Source organism: Leucobacter sp. GX24907, from assembly GCF_053567335.1.
In genome coordinates this window covers 613,794-629,545 of record NZ_JBSGPD010000001.1, presented here as the reverse complement: position 1 = coordinate 629,545, position 15,752 = coordinate 613,794, and the positions used below count along the sequence as shown (strand labels likewise).

13 protein-coding genes and 1 tRNA gene are annotated in these 15,752 nt (G+C 64.3%); 6 read left to right on the top strand and 8 right to left on the bottom strand.

What is annotated here, in order from left to right; genetic code table 11:
• Positions 1 to 117: 117 nt before the first annotated feature.
• The 5 genes from ACUYV6_RS02870 to ACUYV6_RS02850 all read right to left on the bottom strand — a co-directional run bounded on the left by ACUYV6_RS02870 (position 118) and on the right by ACUYV6_RS02850 (position 4,984).
• Entirely contained in the window at positions 118 to 1,344 is a 1,227-nt protein-coding gene (locus ACUYV6_RS02870; protein WP_449277132.1) for a recombinase family protein, read from the bottom strand.
• Between the two features lie 262 nt (positions 1,345 to 1,606).
• A tRNA-Arg gene (locus ACUYV6_RS02865) sits at positions 1,607 to 1,679 on the bottom strand.
• A gap of 262 nt (positions 1,680 to 1,941) precedes the next feature.
• The gene (locus tag ACUYV6_RS02860) at positions 1,942 to 2,688 is read right to left on the bottom strand and encodes an NlpC/P60 family protein (protein WP_449277131.1); all 747 of its coding nucleotides are present in this window, start codon (positions 2,686 to 2,688) and stop codon (positions 1,942 to 1,944) included.
• A gap of 125 nt (positions 2,689 to 2,813) precedes the next feature.
• On the bottom strand, positions 2,814 to 4,166 hold the full coding sequence (gene gdhA / locus ACUYV6_RS02855) for an NADP-specific glutamate dehydrogenase (RefSeq protein WP_449277130.1): 1,353 nt from the start codon (positions 4,164 to 4,166) through the stop codon (positions 2,814 to 2,816).
• Positions 4,167 to 4,291: 125 nt separating this feature from the next.
• Complete coding sequence (locus ACUYV6_RS02850; RefSeq protein ID WP_449277129.1) at positions 4,292 to 4,984, bottom strand: iron dependent repressor, metal binding and dimerization domain protein; 693 nt, start codon at positions 4,982 to 4,984, stop codon at positions 4,292 to 4,294.
• A gap of 89 nt (positions 4,985 to 5,073) precedes the next feature.
• On the opposite strand from ACUYV6_RS02850, the gene serC reads away from it, so the two are divergent.
• Positions 5,074 to 6,192, top strand: a complete 1,119-nt coding sequence (gene serC / locus ACUYV6_RS02845; RefSeq protein ID WP_449277128.1) for a phosphoserine transaminase — start codon at positions 5,074 to 5,076, stop codon at positions 6,190 to 6,192.
• Between the two features lie 89 nt (positions 6,193 to 6,281).
• On the opposite strand, the gene ACUYV6_RS02840 is transcribed toward serC, so the two are convergent.
• Both ACUYV6_RS02840 and ACUYV6_RS02835 read right to left on the bottom strand, forming a co-directional pair.
• Complete coding sequence (locus tag ACUYV6_RS02840) at positions 6,282 to 7,040, bottom strand: DUF3027 domain-containing protein (protein WP_449277127.1); 759 nt, start codon at positions 7,038 to 7,040, stop codon at positions 6,282 to 6,284.
• Positions 7,033 to 7,410: a cold-shock protein gene (locus tag ACUYV6_RS02835; protein ID WP_449277126.1), complete on the bottom strand. Its 378-nt coding sequence runs from the start codon at positions 7,408 to 7,410 to the stop codon at positions 7,033 to 7,035. The genes ACUYV6_RS02840 and ACUYV6_RS02835 overlap by 8 nt, the downstream gene beginning before the upstream one ends.
• A gap of 157 nt (positions 7,411 to 7,567) precedes the next feature.
• Here ACUYV6_RS02835 and ACUYV6_RS02830 point away from each other — a divergent pair, with 157 nt between their 5' ends.
• The gene (locus tag ACUYV6_RS02830) at positions 7,568 to 7,870 is read left to right on the top strand and encodes a hypothetical protein (protein ID WP_449277125.1); all 303 of its coding nucleotides are present in this window, start codon (positions 7,568 to 7,570) and stop codon (positions 7,868 to 7,870) included.
• Between the two features lie 14 nt (positions 7,871 to 7,884).
• A complete protein-coding gene (locus ACUYV6_RS02825) occupies positions 7,885 to 10,047 on the top strand; it encodes a helicase-associated domain-containing protein (protein ID WP_449277124.1) in 2,163 nt (720 codons plus the stop codon).
• Positions 10,048 to 10,262: 215 nt separating this feature from the next.
• On the opposite strand, the gene ACUYV6_RS02820 is transcribed toward ACUYV6_RS02825, so the two are convergent.
• Entirely contained in the window at positions 10,263 to 10,817 is a 555-nt protein-coding gene (locus ACUYV6_RS02820) for a DUF559 domain-containing protein (protein WP_449277123.1), read from the bottom strand.
• A gap of 747 nt (positions 10,818 to 11,564) precedes the next feature.
• Between ACUYV6_RS02820 and ACUYV6_RS02815 the strand changes: the two genes are divergently transcribed.
• The 3 genes from ACUYV6_RS02815 to ACUYV6_RS02805 all read left to right on the top strand — a co-directional run bounded on the left by ACUYV6_RS02815 (position 11,565) and on the right by ACUYV6_RS02805 (position 15,715).
• Entirely contained in the window at positions 11,565 to 13,457 is a 1,893-nt protein-coding gene (locus tag ACUYV6_RS02815) for a DNA repair helicase XPB (RefSeq protein ID WP_449277122.1), read from the top strand.
• Positions 13,458 to 13,528: 71 nt separating this feature from the next.
• Positions 13,529 to 14,239, top strand: a complete 711-nt coding sequence (locus ACUYV6_RS02810; RefSeq protein ID WP_449277121.1) for a response regulator transcription factor — start codon at positions 13,529 to 13,531, stop codon at positions 14,237 to 14,239.
• Between the two features lie 3 nt (positions 14,240 to 14,242).
• A complete protein-coding gene (locus tag ACUYV6_RS02805; protein WP_449277120.1) occupies positions 14,243 to 15,715 on the top strand; it encodes an ATP-binding protein in 1,473 nt (490 codons plus the stop codon).
• Positions 15,716 to 15,752: the final 37 nt, after the last annotated feature.

The following is a 15,752-nucleotide window of genomic DNA, read 5'->3' as shown; positions in this document are numbered from 1 at the left end:
TTCTGGGCGACGCGGATCACGTCATCTCTGAACTCCTTGGGGAACGGCTTGGGCATGATGACATCCTTCCAGGCCAGCCCTCTCGGCTAGCCATGTTTGATGTCACCTGTTCCTACATCAGACCCGGCGGTGCTCCGCTAGGTTCGCGGGACTGTTTCTGCTCCGCTCTTCTGGCACAACATCGCGAGGCCTCCTCGCTCGCATGAGCTCACGGTATTGCTCACGAGTCAGGCTCACCTGACGGTAGAGATCTTCGACCAGTCGCTCCACTGTCTCGATCAGCACAGCCTTCATACGGCAGTCCGCCCGCCGGTTCGCCCTACCGCTGCACACGAAGTATGGATAGACCTTGCCACTTTGCGAGCGGGATCTCGATACGACCATTGCGTAGCCGCACTCGCCACACCTCAGCACACGCGATAGATGGTGCGGATGCTTCGAACGAGGATCAGGCGTGTTCTTTCGTTCGTCGAGTCGTTCTTGGACACGCTGCCAGACAGCAGCGTCCACAAGCGGAACGTGGGTGCCGACGTGCTCGATGCCGCCCCACCGCACAACGCCCTTGTAGTAAGGATTCCGCAGCATCTTGTGGACGATGTTGATCCGAACCTCACTCCCACCATCAACGGAAGCTGAGGCGCGCAGCCCGAGTAGGCTCAGCGACTCGGCAAGCTCGCGCAGGCTCGTCTCTCCCCGCGCATAGTCGTGAAAGGCCCATCTGACGAGTGGAGCGCGCTTCTCGTCGATCTCCACTGTGCGATGCTCGCTTCCATTGGGGCCGATCACGCTCACGTTCACGTAGCCGAGCGGTGCTTTGCCAGGGGTTCCGCCGGCCTCGTGCTTCTTCCGCATCCCCTTCATGACCTCATTCGAGAGGTTTCGCGAGTAGAACTCGGCGATCGATGCCATGATCCCATGTACGAGTTCACCGCCAGGGCTCGCATCGATGCTCTCTGAACTCGATAAGAGAGCCGCCCCCGCCTTTTGAAACCTTTCGGCGATGAGAGCATCGTCCTTACGGCTGCGTGCCAGTCGATCGAGCTTGTGGACGATCACGTAGTCGATACGGTTCTCCTCAACGTAGGTTAGGAGCTTCTGGAGACCAGCACGATGCATCGATGTGCCCGAGGCGCCAGCATCGACGAACTCCTTCACAACGAACGCTCCGTGCGAATGGGCGGTCTTGCGGGTTGCTTCTCGCTGTGCGGGGATCGAGTAGCCCTCGTTCGAGCCGCCTTTGCGGCTCTGCGCCGTGGTCGAAACACGCAGGTAGGTGACCGCGTACTTCACCTCTAGAACTTCGTGTTCAGCATCGGCCTGGTGCGGTTCAGGTTGGTCAGTCATTATTCGAATCTCATCTCGATCGCTGGCGCCCATCAGACGATGAGCACCGACGATCAAACACCCTGAGACCATGACGAGCAGACGGGAAAGTTTGAATCCTCAACGCACCCCAAGTGACGAGGTTCGAACTCTGCCCCCAAAACCGCGGCATTAGTTCAGACTCGACAAAGCAGAACGACCACCGTAGGTGCCAGTTCACAAGAACCACCGCAGAAACAAGCAACCGGCCGCAATTACGCGGCCGGTTGCAACAGTTTCAAAGTGCCCCAGATAGGAATCGAACCTACGACACCCGCTTTAGGAGAGCGGTGCTCTATCCACTGAGCTACTGAGGCGCTGACCCAAACTGGGCCTCTGCGAGTCTAGCGCACCGCATCGGTGTGCCGGCCGATTCGCGTAGACCCCGATTCGTGCGCCACCTGATTTGCGCTGACGCGGATTGCGCTCAAGGAGAGCTGTTCATCACGCTCTGCGACGTCTGGACCGTCTCACCCGGCACCCGGCACCTGTCGCGTCCGCCTGGACATACGACGGCGGCTCGGCTCCCGCGAAGGAGCCGAGCCGCCATCAGCGCGTTACGCGCGAGAAGTCTGTCGCTTAGAAGCGGACCGCAGCCGACGGTGCGCCGCCGGTGCCAGTGTTGATGCTGGCGATCACGGTCTGGTTGCCGTTCCATCCACCGTGCACGGCCTGACCGTTGCCGATGTAGATGGCGACGTGTGCGCCGGGCCAGATGAGAACATCGCCGGGAGCCAGCGAGCCGGTGCTCACCTGGGTTCCACCCAGAGCGGTGTACTCGCCAACCTGGGTTCCCAGGTCACCAGCGGGGATGCCGGCCGCGCGCAGCGAACGCTCGACCAGAGCGGTGCAGTCCTGAATGTCGCCGAGCTGCGCACGAGCAGCATTGACGATAGCCGCAGCGCCCTTGCCCGAGGGAACGTCCGAAACCTCGGCCTGCTCCTGTGAAGCGCTGTTCGCCTGCTCGGCAGCAGCAGCCTCCTCGGCTGCCTTCTCAGCGGCTTCAGCCTCGGCCTTCTCCTGCGCCGCGATGACCGCGCTGTCGTCCAGCTTGCCAAGGTCATCGCCAGGAAGCGCTGCAGCCTCCGAGATGTCTTCGGTTGCCAGGTTCTGCGCAGGAGCGGAGCTCAGCGGCTGGCTGAAGCCATCGGGCTGCCCTTCCGGCTGATCGAACGTCGCATATGCGGGAAGCGCGAACGTGCCGACGAGTCCGACACTGAGCACTGCGGCCCCTGCCGCCTGTGCCAGACGCTTCGCTGCGGAAGTCTTCGGAGCAACCTTCGGGTGTGCGAGGACTGCCAGGTCAGTGCTGGAGTGCTGAGTCAAAAGAGAATCTGCCTTACGTTTGCTGTCTGGGAGGACGTGACTTTGCTTGTGTGCCGCAGAGCCTCGACCAGCGTAACCGATGATCACGGAATTGTCACGCTGAGGTAACAATCGCCGGAAATCGTTTAGATGACGCCCTGCGCGAGCATTGCCTGAGCCACCTTTACGAAGGCCGCGGAGTTCGCGCCGAGCACGTAATCTCCGGGCCGACCGTACCGTTCTGCTGCCTCGAACGCGGAGTCGTGCACGTCGCGCATGATCGACTGGAGCGCCTGTTCGCTGCGGTCACGATCCCAGCGGGAGCGAGCCGCGTTCTGGCTCATCTCAAGCGCAGACGTCGCCACACCGCCCGCGTTGGCTGCCTTGCCGGGACCGAAAAGCACTCCCGCCTCAGTGAAGACGGCGACCGCGTCAGGTGTGGTGGGCATGTTCGCACCCTCAGCAATCGCGCGCACCCCGTTCTTCACGAGTTCGCGAGCCGCTTCCGCCGAAAGCTCGTTCTGAGTGGCGCAAGGCATGGCGATATCGCAGGGAACGTCCCACACCGAGCCGCCGCTGATGAAGCGGGCTCCGGGCTTGCTCTCGGCGTAAACCGAGATGCGGGCGCGCTCAACTTCCTTGACCTGCTTGAGCAGAGCAACATCCACGCCCTCCTCATCGACGATGTAGCCGCTCGAATCCGAGGCCGTGATCGCCTTCGCGCCGAGCTGCGCGAGCTTCTCGATCGCGTACGTGGCGACGTTGCCCGATCCCGACACCACTGCGACGCGCCCTTCCAGGTTCTCGCCGACCCGCTGCAGCATCTCCTGTGCAAAGAACACAGCCCCGTAGCCGGTGGCTTCGGTGCGCACCTCGGCGCCGCCCCAGCCGGTGCCCTTACCGGTGAGCACGCCGGCCTCATACTTGCCGGTGAGTCGGCGATACTGGCCAAAGAGGTAGCCGATCTCGCGACCGCCGACACCGATATCGCCCGCGGGCACGTCGACGTCGCCGCCGATGTGCCCGGCGAGTTCGGTCATGAAGCTCTGGCAGAAACGCATGACCTCCGCGTCGCTGCGTCCGCGCGGATCGAAGTCTGATCCGCCTTTGCCGCCACCGATCCGCTGGTTCGTGAGGGCGTTCTTGAAGATCTGCTCGAAGCCGAGGAACTTCACGACCGAAAGCGTCACGCTCGGATGGAAGCGGAGGCCACCCTTGTAGGGTCCGAGCGCCGAGTTGAACTGCACACGGAACCCGCGGTTGACCTGCACGTCGCCCTGATCGTCGACCCACGGCACGCGGAAGATGATCTGACGCTCGGGCTCGATCATGCGCTCAAGGATGCTGGCCTCGATGAACTCGGGGTGCTCGGCGAGCACGGGCTCGAGCGTCTCGATCACCTCGTGGGCAGCCTGCATGAACTCCGGCTCGTCGCGGTTGCGGTGCTCCATGGTCTCGACTACGGCACGGATATGCGCATTCGGGCTCGGCAGCGTCATCGGAGGCTCCTATCTCGGGTGGGGTATCGCCGGTTTGCAATGCCCAGGTCAGCGCACGAGCGATTCCGCACGCGCATGATTATTTTAGAGAGTACACTGTGACATTACACAGATGTGACGAGTGGTCACACGGCCACAAAAATGTATCCCACAGCTTCGAGCGACACCTCGAGTGCCGTATCGCTGCCTTCGACCTGCACCCGCACATAGTCATCGCGATGCTCGAAAGTCGCAGTACGGCCCGGGCGAATATCGGCCGACTCGAGCTGCTTCAAGAACTCGGGATCGACCTGCGCCGGCTCAGCCAACCGGCTGATGCGCGCGGTCACCGACGGCTCACCGTCAGCGAGCAGCTGCGCGACACTCTCGACTCCGAGCTGGAATGAGCCTGCGGTTGCGGTGCCCAACTCGTCGAGACCCGGGATCGGATTGCCGTACGGGGACTCCGTGGGATTGCCCAGCACATCGAGCAGCTTCAGCTCAACACGCTCGCTCATGACGTGCTCCCAGCGGCAGGCTTCGTCGTGGACGTACGACCACTCGAGCCCGATCACGTCCGAGAGCAGCCTCTCCGCGAGACGATGCTTGCGCATGACGCGCACCGCCTTGGCTCGCCCCTCTTCGGTGAGCTCAAGATGACGATCCCCCGTCACCACGACGAGGCCATCACGCTCCATGCGCCCAACGGTTTGCGAGACCGTGGGACCCGAGTGCCCCAGACGCTCCGAGATGCGTGCGCGAAGCGGCACGATCCCCTCTTCCTCGAGCTCCAGAATGGTGCGGAGGTACATCTCTGTCGTGTCGATCAGGTCCGTCATCAGCCGCTCTCCTCAATTGCCTGCATTCATTGATCAAGCCTAGAGCATGCATCGAAGCCGATATCAGTGGTCGCCGGTAGAATCGCAGCATGGCAGAGATCCAGATTCCCTCGAACCTCCTCCCCTCCGACGGGCGCTTCGGCTGCGGCCCATCGAAGATCCGCACCGAACAGATCGACTTCCTCGCCTCGCTCCAGCCGCGAGTGCTCGGCACCTCGCACCGTCAGGCGCCGGTCAAGGACCTGGTCGGCAGCGTGCGCGACGGGCTCGCGCAACTGTTCCGGGCGCCTGAGGGCTACGAGATCCTGCTCGCGAACGGTGGCGCGACTTCGTTCTGGGACTCCTCGGCCCACTCCCTGATCGAGCGACGCAGCCAGCACCTCGCGTTCGGCGAGTTCGGCGCGAAGTTCGGCAAGGCGGTCGCGGCCGCTCCGTTCCTCGAGTCCCCCGACATCCGCCAGGCAGATCCGGGATCGCGATCCTCAGCTGAATCTACCGAGGGCATCGACGTCTACGCCTTCCCGCACAACGAGACCTCGACCGGCGTCATGGCTCCGGTGCAGCGGGTCACGGGTGATGCCGGCGCGCTGACCGTCGTCGACGCGACGAGCGGTGCCGGCGGCATCGACTTCGACGCGAATGAGGCCGACGTCTACTACTTCTCGCCGCAGAAGAACTTCGCGTCAGACGGCGGCCTGTGGTTCGCCCTGGTCTCACCGGCTGCGATCGAGCGCATCGAGCGCATCGCGGCGTCGGATCGCTACATCCCCGAGACGCTCGCCCTCGGCGGGGCGCTCGAGAACTCTCGCAAGAATCAGACGCTCAACACCCCGGCGCTCTCGACGCTTGCGCTCATGGATGAGCAGGTGCGGTGGATCAACGCCCACGGCGGTCTCTCGTGGGCGTCTGATCGCACTGCCGAATCGTCGTCCGTCCTGTACGACTGGGCCGAACGGTCGGAGGTCGCGACGCCGTTCGTGTCGAATCCGGATCACCGCTCGCAGGTCGTCGTCACGATCGACTTCGATGACGCGATCGATGCTTCCGTGATCTCGAAGACTCTGCGCGCCCACGGCGTTGTCGACACGGAACCGTACCGCAAGCTCGGACGCAACCAGCTGCGTATCGCGACGTTCACGGCGATCGATCCGGACGACGTTCGCGCGCTCACCGGCTGCATCGACTACGTGCTCGAGCGCCTCGCCTGATTCCGGTCAGGGAGCGAAGAAAGAGTCCGGCGCGGCTCCTCGTCGAGGGGCCGCGCCGGACTCTTGTGTTCTGTGTCGGCTGTTCTGTGTCAGCGCTGATTCAGTGCCGAATCGTCTTCGTCGGACTCGTCGTCCGAGTCGTCATCATCTGAGTCTTCGTCATCATCTGATTCGTCGTCCTCGTCAGAATCCTCGTCATCGGCGTCCTCATCAGCATCGGCCGAGTCATCATCGTCGGACTCGTCGTCCGCGTCGGCATCTTCCGCATCGTCAGAGTCTTCATCGTCAGAACCCTCGTCGAGGTCGATTCCATCGATCTCGTCGTCGAAGTCGCTGAAGTCGTTGTCGAGGAGATCGTCTTCCGCGTCATCCTCTTCCGACAACTCCTCAGCCGCAGCGGTCGCTGCCGCGGCCTCCTCCGCTGCTTGACGCGCTTGCGACTCGCGGTACTGCTGAAGCCGCACTGACCAGGGCACCCACTCGGGTGCGACGACCGCGCCCTCGCCGGGAAGCAGGTCCACCTCGAGCACGGTCACCGGAGCATCGTCGTCGACCCGCGTCACCATTGCGGCCCAGCGCCACCCGGGGTAGCCCGGCAGACGGCACTCGAAGAACAGCGTGACCACACGATCCTCGGGCACGTCGTACCCGGCTTCTCCACCGATGCTGGCCGCGTCGGTGATCTCCTCGAGTGCGGCCCTGGCCTGGTCACGCGCGTCGAGCAGCACCGAATCGACGGTCACCTCAGCGGCAACCTCGGCCGACTCGGTCGCGGTCTCGCTCGACTCCGACGCGGTCGACTCAGCCACGACGTCGCTCGGCTTGTCCGCAGCGTCGCTGCTAGACATCGAAATCGTCCGCCACGCGCCGCAGGATCGTCGCGACCTGACGCGACTGAGCCCGCTCCGGGTAGTGACCGTGCTTCAGCCGCTCACCGAGTCCGTCGAGCATCTTCACGAGATCCTCGATCATCACAGCCATCTCGTCGGCCGGCTTGCGCGAGCGCTTCGCCAGCCGCGGCGCCTCGAGCGGGCGCACCGAAAGCGCTTGCGGACCCTTTCGTCCGTCGGCGACGCTGTACTCGAGCCGCATGCCGGAATGCACCTCGACATCATCCGGGAGCACTGACGCGTGCAGGTACACCTGCTGCCCGTCATCGCCCTGAATAAAGCCGAAACCCTTGTCTTCGTCGTAGAACCTGACCTTGCCGTTTGGCATGACCCTCTCCATCTCGGTGACGCGGCACCGCCGAACCTCAGCCGACCCGTCGACTGAGACCTCCTTGCCGCGACCCCAGTGGCCTCGGCGCATACTTCCTATCAGTCTAGCCGTCTCGACCGTGCGCACTTCGGGCAGTACAGGTATTCTGGGTTGGATGCCCGCAGACCAGAACCCCGACTCGACGCCGTCGCTCCTTGAACGCGTCCTCGCGATCGCGACCCTGACGATCATCGTCGTCGCGGTGACCTCCTACATCGTGACGCTCATCGTCGGGATGAACGATCACGAAGTGCTCGCCGACGGCCTGTGGCCCCTGGTGACCGGCATCGCGTTCGTCGGCCTGCCCCTCGGGTTCGTCACGCTCATCCTGCTGCTCTTCTTGAGCATGCGCCGTCGCGGCCGCGAGGCCGATGCTTCGCACGGCGGCCACAAGCGAAAGCGCGGCGGCACTCGCTGACCGCTGATCGTGCCATGACGAACGGAGCCCTGCCCCTCGCGACGTCGATCGCGGCGCTCGATCGGCCTGGGCTGGCATCGCTGGTGCGGGCCCGACTGCTCCGCGCGGTCGAAGGGGTGCAGGATCCTCTGACCCTCGCACTCGAACTGCTGCGGGGAGATTCGATCTCGCGGGTACTCTCCGTCCGCGAGGTCTCCGAGCTGGCCGCTCTGATCCGCCTCGACGGCGACGCGAACGCTTCAGCAGATCAGTCTTCTTCGCCGGCAACCTGCGCTACCGCGGAGGATCCGACGATCCTCACCCTCATCGAGCTCGGCTTGGTAGGCAGGGACGACTCCGGGAATCCTACCCCGCTTCCCGAGGTGACGGCGGCGCTCGAAGCAGCGCTTGCATCGGTCGGCCTGTCCCGCGACGCCCTCACCCACGCTCCGCTGCCCCGTCGGTCATCAGAGCCCGGGGGCGCCTCGGCAGCGACCGCATGCACGGAGAACCCGACCTCTCCTGACTCGCCGGGCGCTCCGGCAGCTCCCTGGTACGGGGCCGCACTCACGACAGTTGCTCGGGCGGCCGCGATCCTACGCGCATTGTCTCAGCGACCCGGAAAGGTGAATCGCCGCGGCACCATTGCGGTCGCATTCGTGCGCGGAATTGCCGAGCAGTACGGCATCGATCCGGCCGCTGTGCAACGCTGCCTCCGCACCCTCGAGTGCGCGAAGCTCACCACCACGGTGCCGACCGATGCGTCCGGTGGCGGCTCGCTCGTCATCACCAGCTCGGGTACGGCCTGGCTGGATCTCCCGCACCCCGACCGCTGGGCCATCCTCGCGGAGGCCCGCATCTCGGCCCTCGGAGCGCAGTTCTTCCAAAGCCTCAGTGAGATGCCTGACGACGCGACCGCTGCGGCTGAGCAACTGTTGCCGAGCCGCTACCCGCTCCTTCCGCAAGGGGCGCGGGAGGCGGCGATCGAGGCTGCGGAAGCGTGCGAAGATCTGGGTCTCACGGTCAATCACTCGCTCACGGCGGCAGCGCGGGTCGGGCTCTGTGAGATGCAGGATCCAGGGGCCCGACGCGACACGCTTGCGGCGAGCGCCGCAGAGCACATGCCCGCGGCCGTCGATTCGGTCTACCTGCAGCCGGACCTCTCGGTGATCGAGCCGGGCCCGCTGCGACCGGGCGACGAGCACTTACTCACCAGCGTCTCAGAGCCTGAGCAGCTCGGCGTCGCCTCAACCCTGCGGATCACACCCGAGGCACTCGCGCGCACCGTCGACGCCGGCACGTCGCCCGAAGACCTGCGACGTGAACTCGAACGCCTCTCGGTCACAGGGGTGCCGCAGCCGCTGGCGTTTCTGATCGATGAGCTTTCGCGACGCGACAGCATCCTGGTCAGCCCGCACACGGGCGATGAGGGGCGCACGCTCGTCGAAACCACCCGCGCCGAGACCGCTGAGATGCTGCGCGTCGACCGTGCGCTGCAACACCTCCAGTTGCAGCCCGCCGTGGATGCTGTGGAGTCCACTCTCGGAGAAGGTCAACCCTATCGCCTGTTCTCGCGCCTGAGCACCGAGCATGTGTTGACCGCGCTGGTCGACGCCCGCTACCCCGCGACACGACGCCCCGAGGCGACCGGCACTCAACAGGTCTCTGACTCGGCGCTGATCTCTGGTTCGGCCCCGTCCACTGCTGCGGCGAATCCCGGGAACAACTTTTCCGCCGCGGTGGCGCCCGCTGGCGCCGGCCGGCCGGAGATCACCGAGCAAGTAGAGCGCACAAGGCAAGCCGCGCAAGCCGCGCGGGCGGGACAAGCTGCGCAGACGGGGAAAACTGGGCAACTCGAGCGAGCCGGGCACCATGATACCCCGAGCTCAGATGCCGTGGATGCCACCGCGACTGCGTCTTCCTCCCACAACGAGTCCGACGATTTCGATGTCTTGATTGACCGGGTATTTGAGGCGGCGCGCTCGGAGCCGGGCGAGGCTGACATGACCCGCCGATTGGATCTCGCTATCCGGGATCGAGCCCGAGTACGCATCATCGCTGAAGCCCGCGGCCGGGAGTACGAGTTCCTGATGCTCCCGGTCTCCATGTCGGGTGGACGCCTGCGCGCTTCAGACGAAGCTGCAGGAGTCGAGCGGACCCTCCCCCTGTCTGCCATTGTCGCGGTCTCGCCGGCGTAAGCGCCCCGGCCCGCGCCCCGCACCAGGACCTGCCCGCACCCGCGTCTGCCAACACCTCCGCGCCCCCACCTCCATCCACGCTCGCCTGCTCCAATTCCTCATCGAGATAAGACTTGTTGTCCCTTCCCGAGCCTGAAGCAACAACAGGGCTCATCTCGGTGCAAGATCACCTCTCCCACCCCGAACCGCGCGCCCCGGTCCCGACACCTACCCCCTCACACCGCGGCAAAGTATCGGTCAAGCTCAACGGGTACAGGCCGTTGTGCCGCACCGAGAAAGTCGCACAGCAGGCGTCGTGTTGCCGACAGCCTTGCAAGGACGAAGTCTTCCTTGTGTAGTCGCAGGATCCGATAGCCCGCCGCCTGCGCGCGCTCAATCCGTTTCACGTCTTTGAGGTACTGGGCCCGATCAGTGCGATGTTGCTCTCCGTCGTACTCGATAATGAGCTTCCGTCTGCGGCAAACGAGGTCGAATCGCCCAATCCATCTGCCTGCTTGATCGTGCAGGTTCGCTTGCATTTCGAGGTCATCCAGGCCGAGTCGGGCAAGTTCGAAGTGCACCAGGCTCTCCATACGAGATTCTGCGCCGGGTCTGGCGATCCTCATGGCTGCGCGCAGAAGCCGCGCTCCCCGAGCCCGGCTGTTCAACAGTGCCCGCTCCAGTTCTTCTCGACCCACCAACGCCTGAAGCGTCGAGCCTCGAGGGCAGATGAGGTGGTCGATCGCGACGACGAGCTCACGGATGTTCAGCAACGAAGCAGCCTGAATCAAGGCATCAATCCATGGCGTGCAGGGCAACGAGTCCCGGTTCAGCATGGGTGCGACTGCTCTGCTGCAATTGTGGCCGCGCACTCCCTGCCGTTTCGCGGGCGCCGAGGGCGTAGGGATCGTCACATGCAGCACGCTATCTGTATGCACAGGCACCCCGAGCAATACGAGCGCGGTCGTGTGACTGAAGGTCTCCCGCGGTCGGAGGAGAGGGCGGTACGAGACGGCATGATCCTGCATCTGTGTCTCGGTACCTTGACCGTGTCCGCCGCTTCGCGCATGTGTTCTCGCTGCTTCGGAGTGGTCTGATCGCCGCCGCACTCCTCGAAAGGGTCGATCGAAGCGGGTGTGTCTTAGGACCTGATGACTGATACCGACGGCGCGTGCCTCGGCGGGAGTGAACACGGCTGGCAAAAGGTGATCTGAAGCTCGGGGGAACGGCATGCCCCCTACTCTGGGTGCAAGGTGCGCGAGAACGATCTCCATCCACAGTCCTCCGTGGCCAAGGTTCACTTCTGCCGCGTGTGAGGCGTGACCAGACGACGGTCGCAGGATGCCATAGCCCTTGCACCCGCGGCCTCGCCCCCCCCGACCCCCGACCCCCGACCGTCGAGATGAGCCCTGTGGTTGCTTCGGATGCGGCAATCAACAACGGGGCTCATCTCGATAAGGATCACCAGCCCAGCGCCACACACCAAGCACTAAAGCGAAGTAACCGGCGCCTGCGTCGTGCCGGTAGACTGGTGCGCTATGACTCTCGGCCCCCTCATTGTTCAGAGCGACCAGACCGTCCTGCTCGAGGTTGCCCACCCCGACGCCGAAGACGCTCGACACGCCCTCGCCGTCTTCGCGGAGCTTGAACGGGCCCCGGAGCACATCCATACCTACCGGATCACGCAGCTCGGACTCTGGAACGCCCGTGCAGCCGGGCACACGGCCGACGAGATACTCGAGACGCTGAACCGATACGCGAAGTTCCCGGTGCCAAGCTCCATCGCCGCCGAGATCGGCGAGACGATGCATCGGTACGGGCGGCTCACGATCGAACGCATCCCCACTCCCGATGGGTTCGTCTTCCCGATCGACCCATCCGCCTCGGATGCCCCGACGACCAGGGGTGAATCGCAGCCCGCTGACGATCAGGCCTCTGACGAAACACCCACGAATAACGCTTCCACAGCCAACGAAGGCGGGATCCCGAATCTCGAGCGCCCCGAGACGATTCTGGTGCTGCGCTCGGACGAGCCGACGATCCTGCGCGAAGTGACGAGCGCAAAGCGAATCGCACCGCTGCTGGGCAATCGAATTGACGAGAACACGTTCCCCATCGCCCCGTGGGCACGTGGTCAGGTGAAGCAGGAGCTGGTGGCGCGCGGTTGGCCGGCAGAGGATCTCGCGGGCTACACGCCCGGCGAGCCCTACGAGATCGAGCTCGACTTCCAGTCGGCAGGAGCATCCGCGGCGGCAGGAGCACCGGCAGAAGAAGCATCAGAATCACCGGAGGCACCGACGAGACCCCAGACCACCGCCTCGACTCCAACATGGGAGTTGCGCGATTACCAAGCGAAGGCCGTTGAGGCGTTCCAGAACGGCGGGTCCGGGGTGGTTGTGCTGCCCTGTGGCGCGGGCAAGACGATTGTCGGCGCCGCGGCGATGGCGGCCGTTGGAGCGAAGACGCTGATCCTGGTCACGAACGCGGTGTCGGCGAGGCAGTGGCGCGATGAGTTGCTGCGTCGTACGACGCTCACCGAAGATGAGATCGGCGAGTATTCGGGACAGGTCAAAGAGGTCAAGCCAGTCACGATCGCCACCTACCAAATCCTGACGAGTCGCCGGAAGGGCGAGTACCGGCACCTCTCGCTGCTCGACGCGCAGGATTGGGGCATCATCGTCTACGACGAGGTGCACCTGCTCCCGGCACCGGTGTTCAAGCTCACGGCAGACCTGCAGGCGCGCCGTCGCTTGGGTCTGACCGCGACTCTGGTGCGCGAGGATGGCCGCGAGGGCGACGTGTTCAGCCTCATCGGCCCGAAGCGGTATGACGCAGCGTGGAAAGACATTGAGGCGCAGGGCTTCATCGCTCCCGCGGCGTGCTTCGAGGTGCGGGTCGAGCTGCCGGAGTCGGAGCGTCTCGAGTACGCGGTGGCAGAGGATCAGGATCGTTACCGCATCGCGTCGAGCGCAATGATCAAGCAGCCGGTGGCGCGCAGGATCATCGACCGTCACCCTGACGAGAGCGTGCTCGTGATCGGCCAGTACATCGACCAGTTGGAGTCGATGTCTGAGGCGCTGGGGGCGCCTCTGATCACGGGACAGACTCCGGTCGATGAGCGCGAGCGTCTGTTCCAGGCGTTCCGCGCGGGTGAGGAGCGGATCCTCGTCGTATCGAAGGTGGCGAACTTCTCGGTGGATCTGCCCGACGCCTCGGTGGCGATCCAGATCTCGGGGTCGTTCGGTTCACGCCAGGAAGAGGCCCAGCGCCTGGGTCGCCTGCTGCGGCCGAAGGGCGATGGGGTGACGGCATCGTTCTACACGCTCGTCACACGAGACACGGTGGATCAGGACTTCGCACAGAATCGGCAGCGATTCCTCGCCGAGCAGGGGTACAGCTACACCCTGATGAACGCCGACGAGCTCGACTGAGGCTGGATTCCGCCGCTCCCAACTCCAGAACCTTTCAGCAGACTCATAGCAAACGATCAGATACTGAACTCATGACTCCGCAGAACACGCAGAACAAGGGCCCCAGAATCCTGATCGTCGACGACGAGCCCAGCATCCGCGAGCTGCTCAGCACGAGCCTCCGCTTCGCCGGGTTCGGCGTGCGCACCGTCGCGAATGGCGCCCAGACGATCTCCGCAGTGCTTGAGGAAGAACCTGACCTGATCATCCTCGACGTGATGCTGCCCGACATGAACGGTTTCAGTGTCACGAAGCGCCTCCGCACCGCCGGCTACACGGCGCCGATCATCTTCCTCACCGCAAAGGATGACACGGAAGACAAAGTCGAGGGCCTCACGGTCGGTGGCGACGACTACGTCACCAAGCCGTTCAGCCTCGACGAGATCATTGCGCGGATCAAGGCGATTCTGCGCCGCACCATCCAGGAAGATGAGGATGCGCTGCTCGAGGTGGGCCCGATCTCGATGGATCAAGACACCCACGAGGTGTCGGTCGCGAATACCCCGGTCGAGCTCTCCCCCACCGAGTTCAAGCTGCTGCGCTACCTCATGCAGAACGCGAACCGCGTACTGTCGAAGACGCAGATTCTCGACCATGTCTGGGAGTACGACTTCAACGGCGATGCCGGCATCGTGGAGTCGTACATCTCGTACCTGCGCCGCAAGATCGATCCGTTGACCGAGGAGTCGCTGATCCAGACGAAGCGCGGCTTCGGCTACATGCTCAAGACCGAAACGAAGTAGGCGTTGAAACTCGGGCACCGGCTTGCGGCCCGGTGGGCCGACGTTTCTCTGCGTACGAAGATCACGGGTGTCACAGTCTTCATCCTGTTTCTCGGGCTCTTCGTCGCGGGTGTCGGCACGATGTCGCTGCTGCAACCGCAGCTGATCCGCGGCCAAGACACGACGCTCAGCCAGCTCCGCAGCGACCCGACTCCGGCGCTCGCTCCCGGCGCGAATCCGAGCGCGCTCTCCCGCGATGACGTCCGCTATGCGGGCAGCCAGTACTACATTGCCGTGCTCGACTCCGACGGATTCGTGCAGTACGACAATGCGCGCAGTCGCACGCGAACCAGCATTCCAGAGGTGCAACCGCTGCCGATCGATTGGGTGCAGCGCAACGGCGATCAAGTGAATTCGCTCGAGGGCCCCGATGCGATTCAGTGGCGGTTTGTCACGGCCCCGATCCTCGACGATACCGGCGAACCGCGTGGCACACTGCTGATCGCCATCTCTACGGCGAGCGTCAATCAGGTGATGGCGCAGTACCTCATCATCTTTACGGGGTTCGGGATCGGTGTCATTCTGCTCGGAGCCGCACTGACCCGGATCCTCGTCACCACAACCTTCCTGCCGCTCGCTCAGGTCGAGCAGACGGCCCTCGAGATTTCTCGGGGCGACTATTCGAAGCGCATCATGGTGTCGAGCCCGCATACGGAGGTCGGCCACCTCGGTGAATCTCTGAACCTCATGCTGGATCGCCTCGACGGGTCGCTCGCCGACCGGGCACGTACGATCGAGCAAATGCGTCGCTTCGTGGGTGATGCAGGTCACGAGCTGCGGACGCCCCTGGTCTCGGTGCGCGGCTATGCCGAGCTGTACCGCATGGGCGCGCTGCAGAGCGGCGAGCAGGTGGGGCAGGCGATGGAGCGCATCGAGAAAGAGGCGATCCGCATGACCTCGCTGGTCGAGGATCTGCTTTCGCTCGCACGACTCGACGAGCGCCGACCGCTCGAGCTCACCGACCTGTCGCTCAACGACCTCGCCCGCGACGCCGCGCTCGATGCGAGTGCGCAGGATGCCGATCGCGAGATTACCGCGGTTGAGGATCCGTCGGCGCCTGTCGTGGTGGGCGACGAGCACAAGGTGCGTCAGGTGATGACGAACCTCATCGGCAATGCCATGCGGCACACCCCGGAAGGCAGTCCGATCGAGATCGTCGTGTCTGCGGCGCCCCCGAACCCTGAGGCTCCGGATCAGCGCATCGCGCGCTTCGACATCGTCGATCACGGCGAAGGCATCCCTCAGCAACTGCGCGACAAGATCTTCGGCCGCTTCTGGCGCGCCGACACTTCGCGCAACCGCGAGACCGGCGGGTCCGGGCTCGGCTTAGCTATCGTGAAGTCGATTGTCGATGCGCACAACGGCAAGATCGAGGTGCTCGATACGCCGGGCGGCGGTGCGACGTTCCGCGTTCAACTGCCCGGGCATCCCGGGTAGGCACTCCGCCCCGGGATTGCGGAGTGCAGGATCCCGG